General features: G+C 43.1%; 23 protein-coding genes. 8 read left to right on the forward strand and 15 right to left on the reverse strand.

Going from position 1 to position 20,526, the window contains the following annotated elements:
- The first annotated feature begins 3 nt into the window (after positions 1-3).
- Genes NZ583_00670 through NZ583_00680 form a run of 3 tightly spaced genes read left to right on the forward strand, consistent with a single transcriptional unit; the run spans position 4 to position 2,744 of the window.
- Positions 4-738, forward strand: coding sequence for a 4Fe-4S dicluster domain-containing protein (locus NZ583_00670; protein MCS7280131.1), 735 nt, complete (start codon positions 4-6; stop codon positions 736-738).
- Between the two features lie 6 nt (positions 739-744).
- Positions 745-1,908: a polysulfide reductase NrfD gene (nrfD, locus tag NZ583_00675; protein ID MCS7280132.1), complete on the forward strand. Its 1,164-nt coding sequence runs from the start codon at positions 745-747 to the stop codon at positions 1,906-1,908.
- On the forward strand, positions 1,896-2,744 hold the full coding sequence (locus NZ583_00680; GenBank protein MCS7280133.1) for an ABC transporter permease: 849 nt from the start codon (positions 1,896-1,898) through the stop codon (positions 2,742-2,744). Before nrfD ends, NZ583_00680 begins: the two co-directional genes overlap by 13 nt.
- Here NZ583_00680 and NZ583_00685 read toward each other — a convergent pair whose 3' ends face one another.
- Genes NZ583_00685 through NZ583_00695 form a run of 3 tightly spaced genes read right to left on the reverse strand, consistent with a single transcriptional unit; the run spans position 2,745 to position 5,570 of the window.
- Complete coding sequence (locus NZ583_00685; GenBank protein ID MCS7280134.1) at positions 2,745-4,049, reverse strand: TRAP transporter large permease; 1,305 nt, start codon at positions 4,047-4,049, stop codon at positions 2,745-2,747. It lies immediately after the preceding gene.
- Positions 4,042-4,599 (reverse strand): TRAP transporter small permease, encoded by a 558-nt coding sequence (locus NZ583_00690; protein ID MCS7280135.1) that lies wholly within the window; start codon positions 4,597-4,599, stop codon positions 4,042-4,044. The genes NZ583_00685 and NZ583_00690 overlap by 8 nt, the downstream gene beginning before the upstream one ends.
- Positions 4,521-5,570, reverse strand: coding sequence for a TRAP transporter substrate-binding protein (locus tag NZ583_00695; protein MCS7280136.1), 1,050 nt, complete (start codon positions 5,568-5,570; stop codon positions 4,521-4,523). Before NZ583_00695 ends, NZ583_00690 begins: the two co-directional genes overlap by 79 nt.
- A 274-nt stretch (positions 5,571-5,844) precedes the next feature.
- Between NZ583_00695 and NZ583_00700 the strand changes: the two genes are divergently transcribed.
- Together NZ583_00700 and NZ583_00705 are read left to right on the forward strand one after the other, a co-directional pair.
- On the forward strand, positions 5,845-7,035 hold the full coding sequence (locus NZ583_00700) for a pyridoxal phosphate-dependent aminotransferase (GenBank protein MCS7280137.1): 1,191 nt from the start codon (positions 5,845-5,847) through the stop codon (positions 7,033-7,035).
- Between the two features lie 2 nt (positions 7,036-7,037).
- Positions 7,038-8,225, forward strand: a complete 1,188-nt coding sequence (locus tag NZ583_00705) for a pyridoxal phosphate-dependent aminotransferase (protein MCS7280138.1) — start codon at positions 7,038-7,040, stop codon at positions 8,223-8,225.
- Here NZ583_00705 and bioD read toward each other — a convergent pair.
- The 11 genes from bioD to NZ583_00760 all read right to left on the reverse strand — a co-directional run bounded on the left by bioD (position 8,222) and on the right by NZ583_00760 (position 17,210).
- Complete coding sequence (bioD, locus tag NZ583_00710; protein ID MCS7280139.1) at positions 8,222-8,917, reverse strand: dethiobiotin synthase; 696 nt, start codon at positions 8,915-8,917, stop codon at positions 8,222-8,224. The genes NZ583_00705 and bioD overlap by 4 nt on opposite strands.
- On the reverse strand, positions 8,914-9,114 hold the full coding sequence (locus tag NZ583_00715; protein ID MCS7280140.1) for a hypothetical protein: 201 nt from the start codon (positions 9,112-9,114) through the stop codon (positions 8,914-8,916). The genes bioD and NZ583_00715 overlap by 4 nt, the downstream gene beginning before the upstream one ends.
- A gap of 12 nt (positions 9,115-9,126) precedes the next feature.
- Positions 9,127-9,768, reverse strand: coding sequence for a redox-sensing transcriptional repressor Rex (locus tag NZ583_00720; protein MCS7280141.1), 642 nt, complete (start codon positions 9,766-9,768; stop codon positions 9,127-9,129).
- Between the two features lie 84 nt (positions 9,769-9,852).
- Positions 9,853-10,650, reverse strand: a complete 798-nt coding sequence (gene dapB / locus NZ583_00725; GenBank protein MCS7280142.1) for a 4-hydroxy-tetrahydrodipicolinate reductase — start codon at positions 10,648-10,650, stop codon at positions 9,853-9,855.
- On the reverse strand, positions 10,643-11,539 hold the full coding sequence (gene dapA, locus NZ583_00730; GenBank protein MCS7280143.1) for a 4-hydroxy-tetrahydrodipicolinate synthase: 897 nt from the start codon (positions 11,537-11,539) through the stop codon (positions 10,643-10,645). The genes dapB and dapA overlap by 8 nt, the downstream gene beginning before the upstream one ends.
- Positions 11,540-11,552: 13 nt before the next feature.
- Positions 11,553-12,365: a diaminopimelate epimerase gene (gene dapF, locus NZ583_00735; GenBank protein MCS7280144.1), complete on the reverse strand. Its 813-nt coding sequence runs from the start codon at positions 12,363-12,365 to the stop codon at positions 11,553-11,555.
- Positions 12,362-13,630, reverse strand: coding sequence for a diaminopimelate decarboxylase (lysA, locus tag NZ583_00740; protein MCS7280145.1), 1,269 nt, complete (start codon positions 13,628-13,630; stop codon positions 12,362-12,364). The genes dapF and lysA overlap by 4 nt, the downstream gene beginning before the upstream one ends.
- Positions 13,630-14,607 (reverse strand): hypothetical protein, encoded by a 978-nt coding sequence (locus NZ583_00745; GenBank protein ID MCS7280146.1) that lies wholly within the window; start codon positions 14,605-14,607, stop codon positions 13,630-13,632. The genes lysA and NZ583_00745 overlap by 1 nt, the downstream gene beginning before the upstream one ends.
- Entirely contained in the window at positions 14,576-15,949 is a 1,374-nt protein-coding gene (gene argH, locus NZ583_00750; GenBank protein ID MCS7280147.1) for an argininosuccinate lyase, read from the reverse strand. The genes NZ583_00745 and argH overlap by 32 nt, the downstream gene beginning before the upstream one ends.
- The gene (locus tag NZ583_00755) at positions 15,946-16,623 is read right to left on the reverse strand and encodes a YggS family pyridoxal phosphate-dependent enzyme (GenBank protein ID MCS7280148.1); all 678 of its coding nucleotides are present in this window, start codon (positions 16,621-16,623) and stop codon (positions 15,946-15,948) included. Before NZ583_00755 ends, argH begins: the two co-directional genes overlap by 4 nt.
- Positions 16,620-17,210, reverse strand: a complete 591-nt coding sequence (locus NZ583_00760; GenBank protein MCS7280149.1) for a Maf family protein — start codon at positions 17,208-17,210, stop codon at positions 16,620-16,622. Before NZ583_00760 ends, NZ583_00755 begins: the two co-directional genes overlap by 4 nt.
- Between NZ583_00760 and NZ583_00765 the strand changes: the two genes are divergently transcribed.
- From NZ583_00765 to NZ583_00775, 3 genes are read left to right on the forward strand one after another with little or no spacing between them, the layout of a single operon-like run.
- Positions 17,202-17,597 carry a divalent-cation tolerance protein CutA gene (locus NZ583_00765; protein ID MCS7280150.1) on the forward strand — a complete coding sequence of 132 codons (396 nt, stop codon included), beginning with the start codon at positions 17,202-17,204 and terminating at the stop codon, positions 17,595-17,597. The genes NZ583_00760 and NZ583_00765 overlap by 9 nt on opposite strands.
- 47 nt (positions 17,598-17,644) lie before the next feature.
- Positions 17,645-19,222, forward strand: coding sequence for a benzoate-CoA ligase family protein (locus NZ583_00770; protein MCS7280151.1), 1,578 nt, complete (start codon positions 17,645-17,647; stop codon positions 19,220-19,222).
- Between the two features lie 5 nt (positions 19,223-19,227).
- Positions 19,228-20,391: an MFS transporter gene (locus tag NZ583_00775; protein ID MCS7280152.1), complete on the forward strand. Its 1,164-nt coding sequence runs from the start codon at positions 19,228-19,230 to the stop codon at positions 20,389-20,391.
- A gap of 8 nt (positions 20,392-20,399) precedes the next feature.
- Here the strand turns inward: NZ583_00775 and NZ583_00780 are convergent, their stop codons facing one another.
- Positions 20,400-20,495 carry a 30S ribosomal protein THX gene (locus NZ583_00780; GenBank protein MCS7280153.1) on the reverse strand — a complete coding sequence of 32 codons (96 nt, stop codon included), beginning with the start codon at positions 20,493-20,495 and terminating at the stop codon, positions 20,400-20,402.
- Positions 20,496-20,526 lie beyond the last annotated feature (31 nt).

Below are 20,526 nucleotides of genomic sequence, written 5' to 3' on the forward strand. Positions count from 1 at the left end.
AAGATGAAAAGGAGGGATTTATTAAAATTCTTTGGAATGGGGATCGTTTTCGGTCTTTTTAGTCCTTACCTTTTCTCTTCGACAGAAAAGAAGACTGAGAAGAGATATGTCATGGCTTTAGAATTAAAAACCTGTTGGAGCTTAAAAGACTGTAGAGTGTGTGTGGATGCCTGCCACGAACTCCACAACGTCCCAGATATAGGGGATGAAAAAGAAAAGATCATGTGGATTTGGGTAAGACCTTTTGGAGAGGTCTTCAAAAATGAGTTTCCGGACCTTAAAGCAAAGGGATTGGCAAGTCTTCCTGTGGTTTTACTATGTAACCATTGCGCTAATCCTCCTTGCGTAAAAGTCTGTCCCACCCGCTCCACCTGGAAGAGAAAGGACGGCATAGTAATGATGGATTACCACAGATGCATAGGCTGTAGATACTGTATGGCGGCCTGCCCTTATGGTGCAAGAAGCTTTAACTGGAAGGAGGCAAAAAACTACCTAAGAAAAATAAACCCGGACTTTCCTTTGCGAACCATTGGAGTCGTTGAAAAGTGTAATTTCTGTGAAGAGAGGTTGGCTACGGGACTTCTTCCTAGATGTGTGGAAGTCTGTCCTGTGTCGGCTTTAAAGTTCGGAGATCTTCTCGATGATAAGTCGTCTGTCTCTGATCTTTTAAGGGAAAGAGTGGGGATCGTAAGAAAACCCCACCTTGGAACCAATCCTTCTGTTTTTTACATTTTGTGAGGGATTATGATCGAAAAGGCCTTCAAAGGGTCAAAAATTTACTGGCTCTGGCTCAGTCTTCTCTTTTTTGGTGTAACTTTCGGTTTTGTTATGTATCTTAAGCAGCTATCTTTAGGGCTTGGAATTACTGGGATGGGAAAAGATGTCTCTTGGGGTCTATACATAGCGAATTTTACCTTCTTTGTAGGTGTTGCCGCCTCAGCCTTTATGATTCTTGTGCCTTACTATTTCCATGGGGTAAAAGCGTACGGAACTCTAATAGTCCTTGCTGAATTTCTTGCGGCCGTATCAGTGCTTGTCGCAATAGCCTTTGTGTTTGTGGATCTTGGAAAGCCCGAGAGAGTACTTAACATCTTTCTTTATCCTTCTTTTCACTCACTCCTCTTTTGGGACGTAATTGTCCTTTCTTCCTACCTCATCATAAACGTAATACTCGGTTGGTCGAACCTTAGTGCCATAAGTACAGAGATTGACCCTCCGTCCTGGACAAAGATTCTCTTTTTTATTTCCATCCCTTTCGCTATAGCCATCCACACTGTTACTGCCTTTATCTATTGCGGGCTCATAGCGAAACCCTTTTGGGCATCTGCTCTTTTGGCACCCAGATTTTTGGCCTCTGCTTTTACGTCTGGGCCGGCCATACTTTTAATACTATGCCGGCTACTTACAAAGCTTGAAGGTTTCTTTGTGGGCGAGAAAGCTTTGCAAATCTTAAGGAAAACCGTAGCCTATGCCCTTTCCGTTCACATCTTCTTCATCCTTATTGAACTTTTCACAGTATTTTACGGTGAGCATCCCGAACACGTAAGCCACTTAAGCTACGTATTTTTTGGTTATAAGAACGATAGAATGCTTGTGCCGGCAAGTTGGGGTTCGCTTTTTGTTTCCATTTTTTCTTTTGTTCTTCTTACTTGGCCAAAGCTTTCAGAAAAGCATGCACTTTTTCTTCCGATACTCATCCTTTTAGTAATCGCCATATGGCTCGATAAGGGTTTGATTTTGGTAGTTGGGGGATTTAATCCCACATATGAGGATACCGTTTCGAGATACGTACCGACATTCGAGGAAGTGGGAATCACAATCGGTGTATGGTCTTTTGGATTTTTGATCTTAACACTTCTTGTAAAGATAACAGTTGAGGTGAAAAGGGTGGTCAGTTGGAAAGACTAGGGATCCTAAAGGCTTTGTGGAAAAGTAGTCTCGGAAGGGCAGGCCTTATAATTTTGATGCCCATGTTTGGCTGTGCCATATTTGCACCTCTTCTCGCCACCCACAGTCCTTACGAACCAGATCTGAAAAACATCTTAGCCCCACCCTCCTATGAGCATCCCTTTGGTACAGACATGTTAGGAAGGGATGTTTTTGCGAGGGTCGTTTACGGAAGTAGGATCTCACTCCTTGTCGGGTTCGTTTCAGTTGGAATATCGGTACTTATAGGGGTCTTTTTGGGTGGGATATCGGGATACTATGGGGGATTCGTTGACAATCTAATAATGAGGATTGTGGATCTCATGATGTGTTTTCCAACATTCTTTTTGATATTGGCCGTTATTGCTTTTTTAGAACCCAGCATATGGAACATAATGGTCGTTATAGGGCTTACGAACTGGATGGGAGTTGCAAGGCTTGTGAGGGCTGAGATTCTAAGCATAAAGACTAAAGACTATGTGCTTGCTGCAAAAGCTATGGGGCTTTCGAAACTCAGAATCATATTCTCTCATATTCTCCCAAATGCCCTCTCTCCCGTTTACGTAGTTGCCACTTTCGGTATCGGCGGAGCGATCCTTTTGGAATCGGCTTTAAGCTTTTTGGGCATTGGTGTTCAGCCACCAACACCTAGCTGGGGAAACATCTTAACGCAGGCCAAGGAGTGTGTGGAAGTGGCTTGGTGGCTTAGTCTATTTCCTGGACTCGCCATATTCTTTGCTGTTATGGGCTATAACCTTTTGGGTGAAGCTTTACGCGATATATTCGATCCAAAAAAACGTCTCTCATACTTAAGATAACTAGATCTCGAAGAAAACGGACGGAAGCCAAAGGGCGATTTCAGGAAAGATAAAGAGCAATATCCAGACAATAACAAGTGATATAAGAAAAGGCAAAACCCCTTTGTAGATGACGCCCATCGGAATCTTCGTTATGTTTTTCACAACAAAGACACATATTGCCACAGGAGGAATAACAACTCCTATCATGGCAACAACCCCGATTACTATCCCGAACCATAAAGGGTGAAAACCGAGCTTTACAGCAACTGGATAAAAGATCGGGGTAGCAAGGATGAGAAACGCCAGATCATCAATGAATGAGCCTCCAATCTGGTATATGAAGCATATGATTACCATGATCACATAGGGATGGACATCCAGTGAACTTACCCAGTCTGCCACAATTTGCGGTATGTGGGTTACCGCAATAAAATGCCCAAAAACTGTCGAGCCATAAATGAGCATGAGTAGCATTATGGATGTTCGCAATGACTCTTTAACCGACTGGAAGTACTTCTTGAAAGTAATATCTTTTTTTACAACCGAAAGCAAAAGTACTGCGAAAGCTCCAACAGCCGCCGCCTCAGTGGGCGTGAAAAAGCCTTTTACAATACCCCCTATTATTAGGATAAAAACGACAAGCACCCAGAAGACCTCTGGTAAAGACCTGATCCTTTCTTTCCACCCGAATCTATCCGATTTCGGAGCTATCTGGGGATCGATCCTCGCCCAGACGTAGATTATTCCTAAAAATAACCCAGCGATTAAAAGTCCCGGTACTATCCCAGCAAGGAAGAGCTGGCCTATCGATTGTTCCATCAGTATCCCTAGGATGATAAGCGTTACACTCGGCGGAATGATAACACCTAGCGTTCCAACAGTTGCCACAACACCCGCCGAAAGCTTAGGACTGTAGCCGAACCTTTGCATTTCTGGAATCGCTACACTGGCAAAGGTTGCGGATGTAGCCGCGGATGACCCACATATTGTTTTGAATGCAGTAGCACCTAAAACAGTTGCCATGGCGAGTCCACCCGGTATGTGCCCTATGAACTTGTGAGCTGCATCATAGAGCCGAGCCGCAATCCCAGCGTTAAAACCTATCTGGCCCATAAGGATAAAGAGGGGAAAAACTGAGTATCCGTAATTTGTTATTACCTCAAAAAGGTCACGGGCCAGGAGGTTTGCGGCGGCGTGAAATCCGTTGGTGTATGTAAATCCCAAAAATCCAATAAGCGCCATAGCAAAGCCGAGTTCGATTCCACTTGCGAAAAGAAGTAGGAGGATGCCGAGACCTAATAATCCAACATTTACTTCACTCATTTCTTTTTCTCCAGAGATTTACGACTTCCCTTATGAGGACCAAACTCTGCATAAAACAGCAAATAGCGCAAGTATAGGCAAAAGGATAGAAAGGTATCTTCATTGTGGCTGTGACTTCCTTCGACTTTTTGTACAAACTTCCAACGTCCAGAAGGTATATACCGCCTAAGACGAAGAGAAAAATCACACACAGCCTCGTGGCTGTGTTGACTATTCTCTTCGTCCTTTCTTTTAAGCGTTCCACTACAAATTCCATATAGACGTGGCCCCTTTCCAAAGAGACCTGCGGAAGCCCAAGTGCCACAACTAGAGCCAAAAGTAAAGATACCATCTCATACGTCCCAACTATCGGCCGCTTCAAAGCCCTAAGCGCAACATCTGAAAAGGTGAGAAACATCATTACCGTTAGACTAAGCCCTGCAATTACGCTTATGAGCTTACTTGCGTTGAGTATGAATCTGTCCATCGTTCCTAGAACGGAGAAGGAATCCTTCTTGCCCTCTCTTCCTTCTTCCAGTAATCGATTCTTTCTTTTATGAATTTGATCCATCCATCCACATCCGATGCTTTAAACCCTTTTTCCACCATGCTCTTTTTGTAATCCGCTATGACAGGTTCAACGGCTTTTATCCATTTTCTCGCCTCTTCGTCAGTTAAGTCAAAGATCTGGCCGCCTTGCGCTTTAAAGGTCTCAATACCCTCTAAGTCCATTTCGTTCCAGAGTCTTGCTTGCCTCTCCTTTGCTTCGTGGGCAACTTCCATAATGATTCTTTGGGCATCCGCGGGTATCTGTTCCCATTTTTTCTTGTTCATAACGAAATAGAAGGTTATGGTCGTTCCTACCTTCCAAGTGGAGGTCACATATTTTACAACCTCTGCAAACTTCCAGTACTTGAGTGTTGAGTAGTCCACACTGACACCATCTATTACTCCTCTCCTTAATGACTCATAAACCTCGGGCATGGCAAGTGGTACCGGCACAGCACCAAGATACTTATAGACATCTGCAAGCTGACCCGTCGCCCTTATCTTTAGGCCTTTTAGATCTTCGAGAGTCTTTACAGGCTTATTCGTTGTCTGCAAGATAAGCGCACCAGCTGGCGTAAGATAGAGAACCTGGACGTCATCGAACTCTTTTGGTTTGAACCTATTGTAAAAGTCCATGCAGACCTGCGTGTTTACCCATCCACTGGGAAAACCGAGTGGAAGATCGAAGACTTCCATAACCGGGAACTTTCCTCTCGTATACTGGATATGAGAAAAACCGAGATCCGCAATTCCAGTTAACACCCCATCGTACATCTTTACAGGCGAAAGCAAAGTTCCTCCCGGATGATACGCAATCTCCACACGGCCTCCTGTCCTCTTTTTTACCTCTTCGCAGAACCATGCCGTAAGCAAGGACATGGGATGAGTTGTGGGTAGATAGTTTGCTGCCTTAAGCTTTATGACGTCGGCGTAGACGGATGAACAAAAAACAAAAAGAATCAGGGCTTTTAAGATGAACCATTTGGCTTTCATCATTAACCTCCCTTAAGATTTTTAGCTTTGTATTACAGAACATCCGGACTTGTCAAGTTCTTTTGTAGAAAACCTTGACAAACGAAAATCTTTAGTCTAATAAATATTCATACAATGGAAAGAGTGGTCAAACTTTCAGGTTTTTACTTTTATTTTAGAAACTGGCACCCATGATTCAGGTGCCTCTTTAGGCACTGAGCCATGGGTGCAAAACCCATGGCTCTTTTTTTTGGGCCATGGGAAACCGTGGCCCTTTTTATTTTAGGAGGGAGCGATGATAATTTCAAAAAAGCTAAGTCAACTCATTGCCGCACAGGAAGGTTGGACAAGAAGAATGTTCGAGGAAGGGATGAGACTCAAAAGAATGTACGGAGAAAAAAACGTCTACGATTTTTCGCTCGGAAATCCGGATGTGGAACCGCCAAGGGAAGTAAAAGAGAGGATTATCGAGCTTTTAAAAAATGAAGAAAAAGGGATGCATCGCTACATGGAGAATAGTGGTTATGAATACGTAAGATCAGAGATCGCCGAATACCTTTCTGAGAAATACGGTCTCCCTTTTACAGCAAAGCACGTTTTTATGTCTTGCGGTTGTGCCGGTGGTCTTAACGTTGTTCTAAAAAGTATACTCAACAGGGGAGACGAGGTTATAATCCCAACTCCTTTTTTTTGGGAATTTAAAAATTACGTTGAAAATTTTGGTGGAAGAGTGAGATTTGCAAAGACAAAGGAAGATTTTCAGCTCGATTTAGATGCCATAGACGCTCTAATAACAGAAAGAACCAAGGCTATCCTCCTAAATAGCCCAAACAATCCAACAGGAGTGGTATATAGGGAGGATGTATTAAAGGATCTCTCCTTGCTCCTTCAAAGCAGAAGAAGGGAGGGTAAGACTATCTATTTGATCTCCGATGATGCCTATAAAAAGATAGTTTACGATAATATCTCCCTTCCCAATCTCTTTTCCCTTTATGACCTTGTAATTTCCGTCACATCTCATTCAAAGGATCTCGCCCTGCCAGGGGAGAGAATTGGCTATATTGCCATATCCCCAAAGATAGAGTGGGTTGATCTTCTCGTTTCTGCCTTTATGATCTCTTCGAGAGCTTTAGGTTTCGTAAACGCTCCGGCCCTTTTTCAGAGAGTTGTGAGTAAATTCCAGCATAATTCAGTCGATATTGCGGAATACCAGGAAAAGAGGGACATACTTTACAATGCCCTTATCGATGCAGGGTTTGAATGTGTAAAACCGATGGGTGCTTTTTACATGTTTCCCAAATCTCCCCTTAAAAACGAGCTTGAATTTGTAAGGAAACTTCAGGAGGAAAGGATACTAGTTGTGCCCGGTCGGGGATTCGGGAAAAAGGGATACTTTAGGATCGCATACTGTGTTCCCAAGGAGACTATCTTAGCCTCCCTTGATGGCTTCAGAAGAATCGGTGAGAAATACCTAAAAAGGAGGTAGTGATGGCCGTCTCGAGAAAGATATCCGAACTTATGAAGGACTCTTCATGGATAAGGGCAATGTTCGAAGAAGGGGTAAGACTCAAACAAATATACGGCGAGGAAAACATCTTCGATTTCACTTTGGGTAACCCTTCCACAGAACCTCCTAAGGAGGTAAAGGAGGAACTTATAAGGATTGTGAGCTCCCATGAGAAAGGCATCCATCGATATATGCCGAATAACGGTTACGAAGACGTAAGAAGTGAGATAGCGAGTCTTTATAGGGAAAATACCGGTCTTCCTTTCACCGAGAATCACATAATAATGACGGTTGGGGCAGCAGGTGGAATGAATGTTGTGCTTAAGGCTTTGCTCGATCCGGGAGACGAAGTTATAGTTCCATCCCCTTTCTTTGTGGAATTTAAATTCTACATAGACAACCACGGTGGTGTTATGAGACTCGTGGAAACAAAGGAGGATTTCCATCTAAATCTGGAGGCAATTGAGGCTGCCATAAATGAGAGGACAAAGGCGATAATAATAAACTCTCCGCATAACCCAACAGGAGTGGTATACACTAAAGACGAACTTTTAGAACTCTCTTCTATTCTTAGGGAGAAAAAGAAAAGAAACCAAACCATAGTTATTGTAGCGGACGAGGCGTATAGAAAACTCATCTACGACAATATAGAATTTCCCGATCTCTTCAAAATATATGAGGACACAGTAGTTGTCATATCCCATTCCAAGGATTTGGCCTTGCCAGGAGAAAGAATTGGATACGTTGCCATCTCCCCCCTCATGGAGGAGGCGGATAATTTCATCGGGGCTGCGGTTTTTGCCAATAGAACTTTGGGTTTTATCAACGCTCCTGCGCTCATGCAAAGGCTTGTTAAAGGATTCCAGAAAAATAGCGTTGATATTGGAGAATACCAGAAAAAAAGGGATGCAATATATAGCATACTCATTGAAGCAGGAATTGAGACGATCAAACCCTCCGGTGCTTTTTACATATTCCCCAAATCACCCATTCCTGACGATATAGAGTTTGTAAGACACTTACAAAAACACCGCATACTTGCCGTGCCAGGGCGGGGTTTTGGAAAACCTGGCCACTTTCGGTTGGCCTACTGTGTTGAGTACGAAATCATAGAAAGGTCGAGACCATACTTTCTTGAAGCCATGAGAACATTAAAAGAGAAAGATTAGAGCGGAAGTAGTTTGTGACGGATGGAAGATTCGAAGAATTCAGCTAATTTCTCCCTCAAATCCCATATTTTTACTTTCCCAAGATACGGAAAGGACCCCAAAAAGGGTACAGGGAGGAACTCTTCTAGGACAGAGGCGTTCGATTGTGCAGAGATATCCAACTCTTCTTCTTTATTGTTGAGGATCACACCTAAAACGGGAACATTTTTTAAAATTAAATAATGGCAGGTAAGGAGAGTATGGTTTATTGTACCTAGTCTATTCTCAGAGACGACAAGGACTGGTACGTTCCACCTTTTTACGAGATCTAAAAAGAAAAAACCCTCCTTTATTGGAACGAGTATTCCACCGGCACTTTCTACAATAACCAAATCATGTCTCGAAAGCAGCTTCTTATAAACTTCATCAAGAACACCAAGATCTATATCTTTTTTTTCCGATCTTGCTGCCACAAGGGGTGCAACTGGTAGGTCGAATCTATACGGTACTATTTCCTCTATCGGATCCTCGGAACCCGAAAGGACCTTTAATGTCATAGCATCTGAATTTTTTGGATCCCACCCTGTCTCAACCGGCTTCATAACTCCGACTTTTAAGCCTTTTTTGAGAGAAAGGTAGCTACAGAGTGCGCCTCCAACAACTGTTTTTCCCACACCTGTGCCTGTTCCTGTCACGAAGATCGCCTTCATCATCTTGCCAAAGCAATGAAGATTAAGGCCACTCCGATGAAAAATGAAGAGATTATGATCGATAGTCCTATTGATCCATTAGGGGCTATCCTTTTTTCGAATTCAAGCGAAAATGCGGCAAATATTATCTTTGCGCCGACGGTGAGAATAAAAACATAGAGGGCCGAGTAGATGAAAACCTCAACGATTTCTCCTAACATAGCAACCCCTTTTTACTTTGAAAGATAATATACGAGACTGTCCAAAGCGGCAGTAAAAAATAAGTTCCTCACTTTGACATGCTCAGGGGCTCTCACAGGGACAGGTGAAAGATTAAGAATCCCTTTTACGTTTGCCTCCACCAAAAGATCTGCTACTTTTTGGGCTTCCTGCGGTGGTACGGTTATTATACCTATCTCGATATTCCTCTGCTTCACCACCTCTTTAAGTGTATCCACGTGGAGTATTTCTACTGGCCTTCCAAGCCTTTCAGAAATCCGTCCCGTAACACCGACCGGATCTATGTCGAAGGCCGCAACTATCTTGTAATTCTGTTTCAAAAAATCCTTGTAGACGAGAATGGCACTTCCCAGATTCCCTATTCCAACAACTGCAATCCTCCACTCCCTGTTTATCCCTAAAATGTCCTTTATGTGATTTTGGAGGTCCTTTATCTTGTAACCCATCCCCCTTACACCAAACTCGCCAAAATAGGCAAGGTCTTTCCGAACCTGAGCTGGGTTCACATTACACATGGCGGCCAAAGTGGCACTCGATACTACCTTTTCCCCTTTGGACTCGAGCTCTTCTAAGCATTTGAGGTAGTTGGAAAGCCTCCTTATTGTGGCCTCCGGTATCTTTGCGTGTTTTGCCACCTTACCCTCTCTAATTTTTTAAAATTATTGATCTATTTGTAATATCAGCGGGACTACAAAAAATCAAGAGAAAAATTTCTCAAGCTAGATTTTGAGACCTAAGACATCCTCCATAGAGTAGATGCCTTCCTCCATGTTGACTATCCATTTTGCGGCAATGAGTGCGCCCCTTCCGAAGTTTTCTCTCGATGTGGCTTTGTGGGTTATTTCAAGTCTTTCGCCAGGGCCAAAAAATATGACCGTGTGTTCTCCGATAACATCCCCCCCTCTTACACTTAGAATCCCAATTTCCCCTTTTTTTCTTTCACCCGTAATTCCGTGCCTTCCGTAGACAGGTTGCCAGCCCACTTCCGGATTGGTACCCATAATAATATCCCTCATCTTTAGGGCAGTTCCGCTTGGAGCATCTCTCTTTAGCCTGTGGTGGATCTCCACTATCTCTACGTCATAATCTTTTCCGAGAAGCGGTGCTAGTCTTTTAAGAATAGCGAACATAACATTTACACCCACGCTCATGTTAGGAGAGATTACAGCTCGGACATTTCTTTCTTTTCTTATCGTTTGAATCTGATCTTCCGAAAAACCTGTTGTCCCTATAACGATGGCTTTTCTACGGTTTTTTGCGATTTCAAAATGGTAAAGAGAGGCACTAGGTTCAGTAAAGTCTATAACCACATCGCAATTTTCAATTACTAAAGATAGATCGCTAACGACAGGAATATTCGCTTTAGCCAAACCCAGCTCTTTTAAAGTCTTGCCGCACGCGGGATGATCTTTTTTCTCTACGGCCCCACATATATCGAATTCCTCCATAGTATCAGCCAGAGCTATTACTGTTTTTCCCATCCTTCCTAAAGCACCAGTTACGGCAATTCTAATCATCTTTTCTCTCCTTTAGAAGGCCATAATTTTTTGAGATCTCTTCCAAGTATTTGCTTGTCTTTTCAGAGGGTGGACAAAGAGGAAGCCTAAGTTCCCTTTCTATCATTCCCATAAAGAAAAGTATCTCCTTTATCGGAATTGGGTTTGTCTCAACAAATAAAGCTTGAAAAAACGGGAGTAACTCTGCGTGAAGCCTTATTGCCTTTTCCACATCCTTCTTTACGAGAAAAGCTTCGTACAACTCCTTTACTCTATTCGGCATAGCATTTGACGCAACAGATATAACGCCCGTTCCACCAACACTCATAATTGGAAGGAAAAGGTTATCGTCACCGGAAAGTATTGCAAATTTTCCTTTCGTAAGCCTATATATCTCTGCTGCCTGTGTTAGGGAACCCGAAGCCTCTTTTATCCCGACTATGTTTGGGATCTCCGCAAGCCGGGCAACGGTCTCTGGTGCCATATTTACACCGGTCCTTCCGGGAATGTTATAAAGGATTATGGGAATATCAACCTCTTCCGCTACTTTTTTGAAATGCCTGTAGAGTCCCTCTTGGGTCGGTTTGTTATAGTACGGCGTCGTAAGTAAACACATATCGGCCCCAACCCTTTTTGCCGCCTGGGTAAGCTCTATTGCCTCATGTGTGCTATTGGATCCTGTGCCCCCTATGACAGGTACCCTTTTATTTACGAATTTTACCGTGAGTTCTATTACCTTTTCGTGCTCTTCGTACGTAAGAGTGGGTGCCTCACCTGTTGTTCCGCACGGAACAATCCCGTCAACCCCATTTTCTATTTGAAACTCTATAAGCCTCTTTAGGGATTCTTCATCTACCTTGTTATCCCTAAAAGGCGTAACTATAGCTGTAAATACGCCTTTCAATTCCATCTTCTTCCTCCCTTTAATTTAATGCTTCTTGATGGAGTCTACCTTCGAATACAAATCTAACCTCCCCTTCTAGGAAAACCCCATCTCTTAAGTAAACCTTGAGGATCTCACCGCCCCTTGTTATCACGTTCACCTCATCTCCCACCATATCCTTTTTATTCAGTACCACAGCCGAAGCAACAGCACCTGTCCCGCATGCGTAAGTTTCCCCTTCCACCCCCCTTTCATAAGTTCTCACCATAATTTCACCGCTATTTAAAACTTTTACAAAGTTCACATTCGTCCCACCGGGGCTAAAAGCAGAATGGAAACGGATTTCTCTTCCAAGTTCGGACACGGGGGCAGACTCAATATTCTCATAAACCAGAACAACATGGGGTACTCCCGTATTCACACTGCTTATGAATATCTCTCTGTCATTTAGGCTTATCTCATAGTCGAGTTTTAATGAATGTGGCTCTGTGAGCTCAATCTTTACTCTTTTTCCACTGACTTCTGCTCTTATGATTCCAGACTTTGTCTCAAACCTCATAACGTTGGAAGCTATCCCCATCTCATAGGCGAAGCGGGCTACACATCTACCCCCATTACCGCACATCTCTGCCTCCGACCCGTCTGAATTAAAAAATCTCCAACCAAAATCGGCTACATTCGACTTCTCAACGAGAATTACACCATCTGCACCCACAGAGAGATTCCTTCTGCAAATGTTTTTTACAAATTCTGTGACGTTTTCGAAGTTCTTTTCGATGACGGACTCTCTATTGTCGATGATTATAAAATCGTTGCCGCAGGCGGTCATTTTGTAAAACTTAAGGCCCTTCATATCCTTCCCTCTTTTAGAGGTTCTGGCACTATTTCGTTCCGCATAAGATCCTTGATCGTCTCCCTTTTCCTTATCAGATAGAATTCGCTTCCACTTACCATCACCTCAGCTGGCCTCTTTCTCAAGTTGTAGTTGGATGACATGGAAAAACCGTACGCGCCAGCGCTCATAATGGCCAAAAGGCTTCCCTCAAATTGCTCAGAAATCAGTCTTTCTTGGGCAAAGAAATCCCCTGACTCGCATACGGGGCCCACAATGTCTACTTTTACTTTGTCTCTTTCAGCGCCAGTTACGGGTAAAATCTCATGGTACGCGTTATAAAGAGTAGGTCTTATAAGGTCATTCATGGCCGCATCGACTATGTAAAATACCTTTTCTTCAGTCCTTTTGATATAGATTATCCGGGTTAAAAGGATTCCGCTATTGCCCACTATTACCCGGCCAGGCTCAAGTATGAGGGTATAATCTTTACCGGAAAGAAGCTCTTTTATTTTCTCTCCATACTCCGTTGGATGGGGAGGAAGCTCATCTTTATACGTGATACCCAGTCCACCCCCTATGTCCAAGAACTTTATATCGATGCCATCCATCTTCAGGTCCTCCGCGAGGCCAAGAAGCGACCTTAAGGCCTCAAGGAACGGTCCAAGTTCCAGGATTTGGGAACCTATATGGGATGAGATACCGCAAGGGACAAGATATCTACTCTTCTTCGTCGCCAGATAGAGTCTGCGAGCCTGAGATAGGGAAATTCCAAACTTGTTCTTTTTCAAACCTGTGGTTATGTATGGGTGGGTCTTAGGATCTATGTCTGGATTGACCCTTAGGGCCACATTCACTTCAGTCTTTAGGCGTTCAGAGATCTCTATAAGTCTTTCAAGTTCGCTTTCCGACTCCACATTTATAAGGAGAATCCTCTTTTTTACCGCCTGTTCAAGCTCTTCTTTGGTCTTACCGACCCCAGAAAACACGATTTTTTTTGGCGGAATGCCGGCCTTTAGGGCTTTTGCGAGTTCCCCTCCAGAGACAACATCAGCTCCGCTTCCAAGTTTGCCTAAAAGAGTAAGGATTGCAAGGTTAGAATTCGCCTTAAGAGAATAGCAGACAATGTGCGGAATACCCAAGAAAGCTGAATCGAATACGTGAAAATGCCTTTTTAAGGTCTTCGCACTATATATGTAAACGGGTGTTCCGAAGGCACGTTCGATTTCTTTTAAAGGCACTTCCTCACAGTAAAGCTCACCATTTTTATACTCGAAATAATGCATCAGTCTTCCTCCAAATAGACTATTGCCATATTCGAATCCTCACTCTCCTCCCCTTTATGGCCGATGGATTTGATAGCGTATATCACGTATGTTCCGAAAGGAAAATTGTAGTCTTTAAATCTAGTCTCTTCGACAGATACTTCCCCTATGACTTCTCTTTTACCCTCCGAAAACCTATAGATGCGAAAAGACTTAACATTTCCATTCCTTTTTGCTTCCCAGAAAATGGATATCCCATCATCCTCTTTTTGCGCAATAACGTTATAAGGCGGAGGAGGTATCACTTTTTTTCTTATATCAACTTCCACACCCTTTCCCTCTCCCTCCCAAAGAAGATCTCCTTCTCTCTTTACCTTCCTTACCTCATATACATATACTCCTTCCTTTTCTAAGCTCGAATCCCTATACCAGGGAAGGTCGATAGGTTTTTCGTTTATCGGAAAGACAGAATAGGTTCCCTTCTCATACCTGTAAATGTTGTAAAGGTAGCCCTCTTCCTTTTTCCAACTTATGTTAACCACTCCATCTTCAACTTCTATTCTTAGATCTTCCACAGGCTCTGGAGGAACCCTCCATTTTATAAAGAAGGGATTTGAATGACCGGCGTTTAATCCTCCTTCACCATAGACAAAGACAGTGTACGTGTAAGTTGATCCTTGAGTGAGATCAGAATCAAAGAAGTAGATTCGATTTTTGTAAAAACCGTAGGAACCTTTTGAACCCATCCTTATGTACTTTTCTTTTTCAGACCCTCTTTTTCCGTTTATCGTTTCTTTTCGGATCACTTTGAACCCTTCGATAATTAATCCTTTCGGGACTGAAAAAGAAAGAAGAAGGGCACCGTCTTTCACTTCACCTTTAAGATCTGTTATTAGGTATCTTTCAGCCTCTATCTTTGGAACTGGCGGACCTTTTTTTCCGCAAGAGACGATGACTATTAAAAGGCTAAGAACTAAGATAAACCCTTTCTTCCTCAATCTGTTTCACCACCCCGTCGTACGAAGCACCACCATAGGTCATTCTCTTTTTTACTATCATGAGGGGGTCCATAAATTCGTAAACATCTTCATCGAATAGAGACGAAAATGACTTCAGTTCATTTATCTGGAGATCCTTTAGGCTGATCTTTCTTCTGTCGCATTCCTTTATAATGGTCCCCACGAGTCTGTGGGCCTCGCGGAAAGGCAAACCTTTCAGTACAAGATACTCAGCCAGCTCTGTTGCCTCTATGTAACCGGTCTTTAAAGCATTTTCTATCCCTTCTCTATTTATCTCCAATCCCTCTATGCACAGTCTCATTATAGAAATCGAAGATTTTGCAACGGATAAGGCATGAAAAAGTGGCTCTTTGTCCTCCTGCAAATCCCTATTATATGTGGAAGGAAGAGCTTTAAGCAGAACCAGAAGGCTAAAAAGGTCGCTTATCACCCGGGCAGTTCTTCCCCTTATAAGTTCTAAAGCGTCGGGGTTCTTTTTATGGGGCATAAGACTGCTCCCTGTAAGTAGCCTGTCTGGAAGTCTAAAGAAGGAAAACTCTTCGGTAGAAAAAATGATAAGATCTTCGCTCAATCTAGAAAGATGTACCATAAGTACGGAAAGCGCGTATGTGGCATCGAGCACGAAATCTCGATCCGAGGCGGTATCCATACTGTTTTCCGTTAGTCTAGAAAAACCGAGCCTCTCTCTTAGATACTCCCTATCTATGGGGATTGTAGAACCGGCAAGTGCTCCTGTACCGAGAGGCATGGCATCAGCCTGGGAGATTGCGAGTTTTATCCTTTCCCTATCCCTTTTGAACATGTAGTAGAAGGAAAGCATGTAGTGTCCAAAGGGAACAATCTGAGCTTTTCTCATGTGAGTGTATCCTGGCATAGAAAGGTCCTTGTACTTTTCCGCTTTTTCAAGTATGGAACCCATAAGGCGAACAAGCTCGCATTCAATCTCCCTTAGCTCATCCTTAAGGAACATTCTTACATCAAGCGATATCTGCTCGTTTCTACTCCTTCCCGTGTGGAGTTTATTTCCAGTCTCTCCTATCTTTTCGACAAGCCTTCGTTCTACGTGCATGTGTATATCTTCCAATTCATTCGAGAATTTAAACCTTCCAGTCTCTATCTCCTCTTTTATCTCCTCTAGGGCTTTGACTATCTTTTTTCTCTCCGCCTCCGAAAGAATTCCAATCCTTTCCAACATCTCTGCGTAAGCTATACTGCCCATTATGTCATAAGCAAAGAGCCTTTTGTCAATCTCTATGGAGGCGGTAAAGTCCTCTATTTGGGGATCCGTGGGTTCCAAAAATCTACCACCCCAGGGCTTCATCTTCTCTCTCCAAAGATCGCGGTCCCTATTCTTACCATGGTTGCCCCTTCTTCTATTGCCACTTCAAAATCATTGGACATGCCCATAGAAAGCTCCTTCATTTCAAGGCCAAATCTTTCATTTGTCCTTTGCAGAATCTCCTTGAGTCTTCTAAAGTACGGCCTTGCCATCTCTGGATCTTCAAAATAGGGTGGCATCGTCATAAGCCCAATCGGTTCTATGTTTTCCATCTCTTTGGCCCTCTTTACGAGTTCAAAAAGCTCATCCTCAGTTCTCGCTCCAAATTTTGTCTCCTCCCCAGATAGGTTTACCTGAAATAGAACTTTAAGCGGTTTTCCAAAAGAATTTAGCAACTCGAGAACCTTTACTCTGTCTACAGAATGAACGTACGAAAAGATATCCGGAATGAATTTCACCTTGTTTGTCTGAATATGTCCAATCATATGCCAGGTGACATTCCAATTTTTGAGCATTTCAGCCTTTTTTTTCGCCTCCTGAACGTAATTTTCGCCAATATCGGTAAGCCCCTCTTCAATGGCAAGAAGAATTCTATTCACATCTATACCTTTTGTTACACCAATCAGTTTTACAGTTTTAGGGTCCCTTTTAGACTTTACACAAGCTTTTTCTATTTTATGCCGGACGATTTTGAGTGATTCTCGTACGTCTGTCACGAAACGATGCCTAAACTCTGGAGCGCCTCAACGAGTTCGCAGATAGGCAGGCCAACCACATTTGCATAAGAACCCCTTATCTCTTTCACCATGAACCCGCCTTTGCCTTGTATGGCGTAGGAACCCGCCTTCCCAAATGGCTCGCAGGTCTTTATGTACCTTACAATCTCCTCATCGGAAAGATCCTTCAAAAAAACCTTCGTTTCGACAGAATCTGTATGATAAACGTTTTTTTCGATATTTACTATACTAAACCCCGTTATCACCTTGTGCCATTTACCCTTAAGCATCTTTAACGTTCTATACGCATCTTCCTCATTTTCAGGCTTTCCAATTAGCCTGTTTTTATGGACAACTACTGTGTCTGCTCCTATGACCCATTTGTCCGGAAAGAATTTGGCTATTGTCATCGCCTTTTCCATAGATATGCGGCGGACGTAATCTTTAGGAGTCTCTCCCTTTTTCCTCTCCTCGTTTATCGAAGGCGGAATAATGGAAAAAGGAATTCCGAGCGTGCGCAGAAGGTCAACTCGCCTTGTGGACTCACTTGCAAGGATTATAGAATGTCCGTTATTGAGATGAAACATGGATCTGTTAAATTATATGAAATCCCAAATAAATTCAACACAAAATTCACTAAAGGAGGCGTTATGGTCATACAAGTCCTAACTACTGGAGACAAAAGAGACGCTCTTGAAGCCATAGCAAAGAACCTTTTAGAAGAAAAACTCATAGCCTGTGCGCAGATTGTGGGACCAATAAAGAGCATGTACTGGTGGAAAGGAGAAATTGCAGAGGACGAGGAGTATCTCTGTATTATGAAGACAAAGGATGAACTTTTTCATCTTGTTGAGGAAAAAATCCGGAAGTTACATCCATATGAAGTTCCTGAGATAGTGGCCGTGAGAGCTGATTTTGTTTCAAAGAATTATGAAAGCTGGCTTACAAATGAAGTCATTGGATCTATTGGTTGACCAGTAGGTAAAAAAAATAGTAGTATGTAGGAAAAAAAGGAGGAAGTATGATTCACGGGGAAGAAAGGGAATTTTTCAATGCGGCGGACTATTTTATAGACAGAAATATAAGACAGGGAAGGGGTCACAAAATAGCAATTTACACGGAAAACAGAAATTATACGTACAATGACGTTCAAAAAATGGTCAACAAAACTGGAAATGCTTTTAGGGAGCTTGGTGTAAGAATAGATGACAGAATTGCCATGCTCATTCTCGATTCACCCGTTTTCTACGCTGTCTTTTTCGGAGCCATAAAAATAGGTGCAGTCCCTATCCCTCTTAACACTATGTTGACACCAGACGACTACGAATATTACTTAAACGACAGTAGATCAAAGGTCCTTGTAGTTTCGGAAGAACTCTATCCATTGATAAAGCAGATAAAAGGGGATCTTCCCTACCTTAGAGATTTGATAATAGTTTCGGAGACAGAGGGAGCCCACGTGCCTTTCAAGCAGAAGTACAAACACGCTCCTTCTGAACTGAAACCAGAATTCACAACGAAAGACGATGTGGGATTCTGGCTTTATAGCTCAGGCTCTACGGGCTCCCCGAAAGGAGCCATCCATTCCCAGTACGATATGGTTGTTACCTCCAAATGCTATGCGCAGGGGGTTTTGCAACTTACCGAAAACGACATCTGCCTTTCCGCCTCGAGGCTATTTTTTGCTTATGGACTTGGAGGTGGAATGTATTTTCCCCTCTCTGTTGGGGCTTCCGCTGTGCTCAGCCCAAAAAGACCGACACCCGAACATATCTTCTCGCTCCTTCGAAGGTTTAGGCCAACAGTATTTTTTGGAATTCCGACCCTTTACGCCCAAATGCTGGATTATAAAGAAAAGGAAGACAGAATCCTCGGTAGGAAACCCGATCCAAACTCCGATCATGAGTTCTCTTCATGCCGAATATGCGTATCATCAGGAGAGGCTCTACCGCCCGATATCTTTTTTAGGTGGAAAGAGAGATTCGGATTAGAAATACTAGATGGGATAGGTTCCACAGAGGTTCTCCATATATTCTGTTCCAATAGGCCAGGCGAGATAAAACCTGGTTCTGCTGGAAAACCAGTGCCTGGATACGAACTCAAAATAGTAGATGAGGAGGGAAGAGAGGTACCGCCAGGAGAGATAGGTACGCTTCTAGTAAAAGGGGATAGCATTGCTCAGCAGTACTGGAAGAAAAGGGAAAAAACGAGACTAACCATGCAAGGCGAGTGGATAAATACGGGGGACAAATTTTATAAGGATGAAGATGGATTCTATTTTTATGCCGGAAGATCGGACGACATGCTCAAGGTTGGAGGTATATGGGTCTCTCCCATTGAGGTGGAAAACTGCATAAGACAGCACCCTGCTGTCTTGGAAGTAGCGGTAGTCGGAAAAGAGGATGAAAATGGTCTTATAAAGCCAAAGGCCTATGTCGTGCTGAGGGAAGGTTACGCGGCTTCCGAGGCCATGGAAGAGGAAATAAAAAAATGGGTCCTTGAAAGATTGGCTAAGTACAAATATCCCAGGTGGGTCGAGTTTGTAAAAGAACTACCGAAGAGCTCCACAGGAAAGATTCAGAGATTTAAACTCAGATGATCGCTATGTCTAGAAACTTTGCATTGCTTTTCATTTCAAACATTTTTAACTCCTTCGCCTTCTATTTGCTCGTCCCGACCCTTCCCTTGTACTTCCTTTCGGACTTAAAGCTGAGTTTCCAAGAGATAGGATATGCGATATCCTCCTTTTCCATCTCTGTCATACTTTTTAGACCGTTTGCCGGTTACCTTGTGGACAGGTTTAGAAGGACAACTCTTTTAAGATTGACTCTTGTGGCTATAGCCCTCACGTACCTTCTCTATCCCAGAATCCACACATTTTTAGGTATTGTGGCAATTAGAATCTTTCACGGGATGCTATTCGGTATAAGTTCATCCGTTCTTTCCGCGGTTGCGGCAGACCTAGGAGGGGATAGAATCGGTCAGGCTATAGCTCTCTACTCTTTAACGATCCCTTTAGGAATGATGGGCGGGTCCTTTCTTGGGCTTACGATTTTGAAGAGCTCTGGTGCGGAAATTATGTTTCTCTTTACGTTTCTTGTCTCTCTCATACCGCTTACGCTCTCTTTCTTTTTGAGCAGTCCCAGTGAAGATTCAAAGAAAGGAAGGTTTTTTAGCCTAGCTCACCTTATCTCTTTGGATGCACTACCTTTCTCAGTTTCCATGATCTTTCCCATGATGGTATACGGCTCAATTAATACCTTTGCGGCCATCCATGCAGAACAGGTCGGTTTTGGTTCTTGTGAGATCTTTTTCTTTCTTTTTTGTCTCTCCCTTATACTTTCTCGGCTATTTATGGGAAAACTCTTTGACAGTGGGATGATAAAAACGTTGGTTTTAGGAGGGCTTTTTCTGATCCTTCTTGGGACCCTCACTCTTAGCTTTTCTCATGGTATCTTTTCCTTTTCCATATCAGGGATCCTTTCTGGAGCTGGCTTCGGAATCCTTATGCCAACTTGTCAGGCTGCCATAAATGCCATCTCAAGGCCAAACGAACGTGGATCGGCAAACTCGACGTATTTTTTATCTTACGATTTGGGAATCGGGCTTAGTTCTTTTATTGTCGGGCACCTTCTCGATACGGCAACAGTGGCGGAAGTGTACAGAATATTTTCTTTTATTATCCCTTTTGCGGCAATCCCTTTCTTCCTCTTTGCCCTCCCGAGATTCCATATGAAGAAAGGGATTGCCAAACTCCAAACGATTTAGTGTGGGATCTACGATTCCTTCTTTTTCTTCTTCTTAGGACGGTATTTGCCGAAAGTGTGCCTCCAGATCTTTCCTCTTCTCGTCTTTCTGTCTCCCTTTCCCATTTTTACTCCCACTTAACGTAAGGTTTTATTT

The organism is Thermodesulfobacteriota bacterium, assembly GCA_025062045.1.
Classification (GTDB): Bacteria; Desulfobacterota; Syntrophorhabdia; order Syntrophorhabdales; family JANXAF01; genus JANXAF01.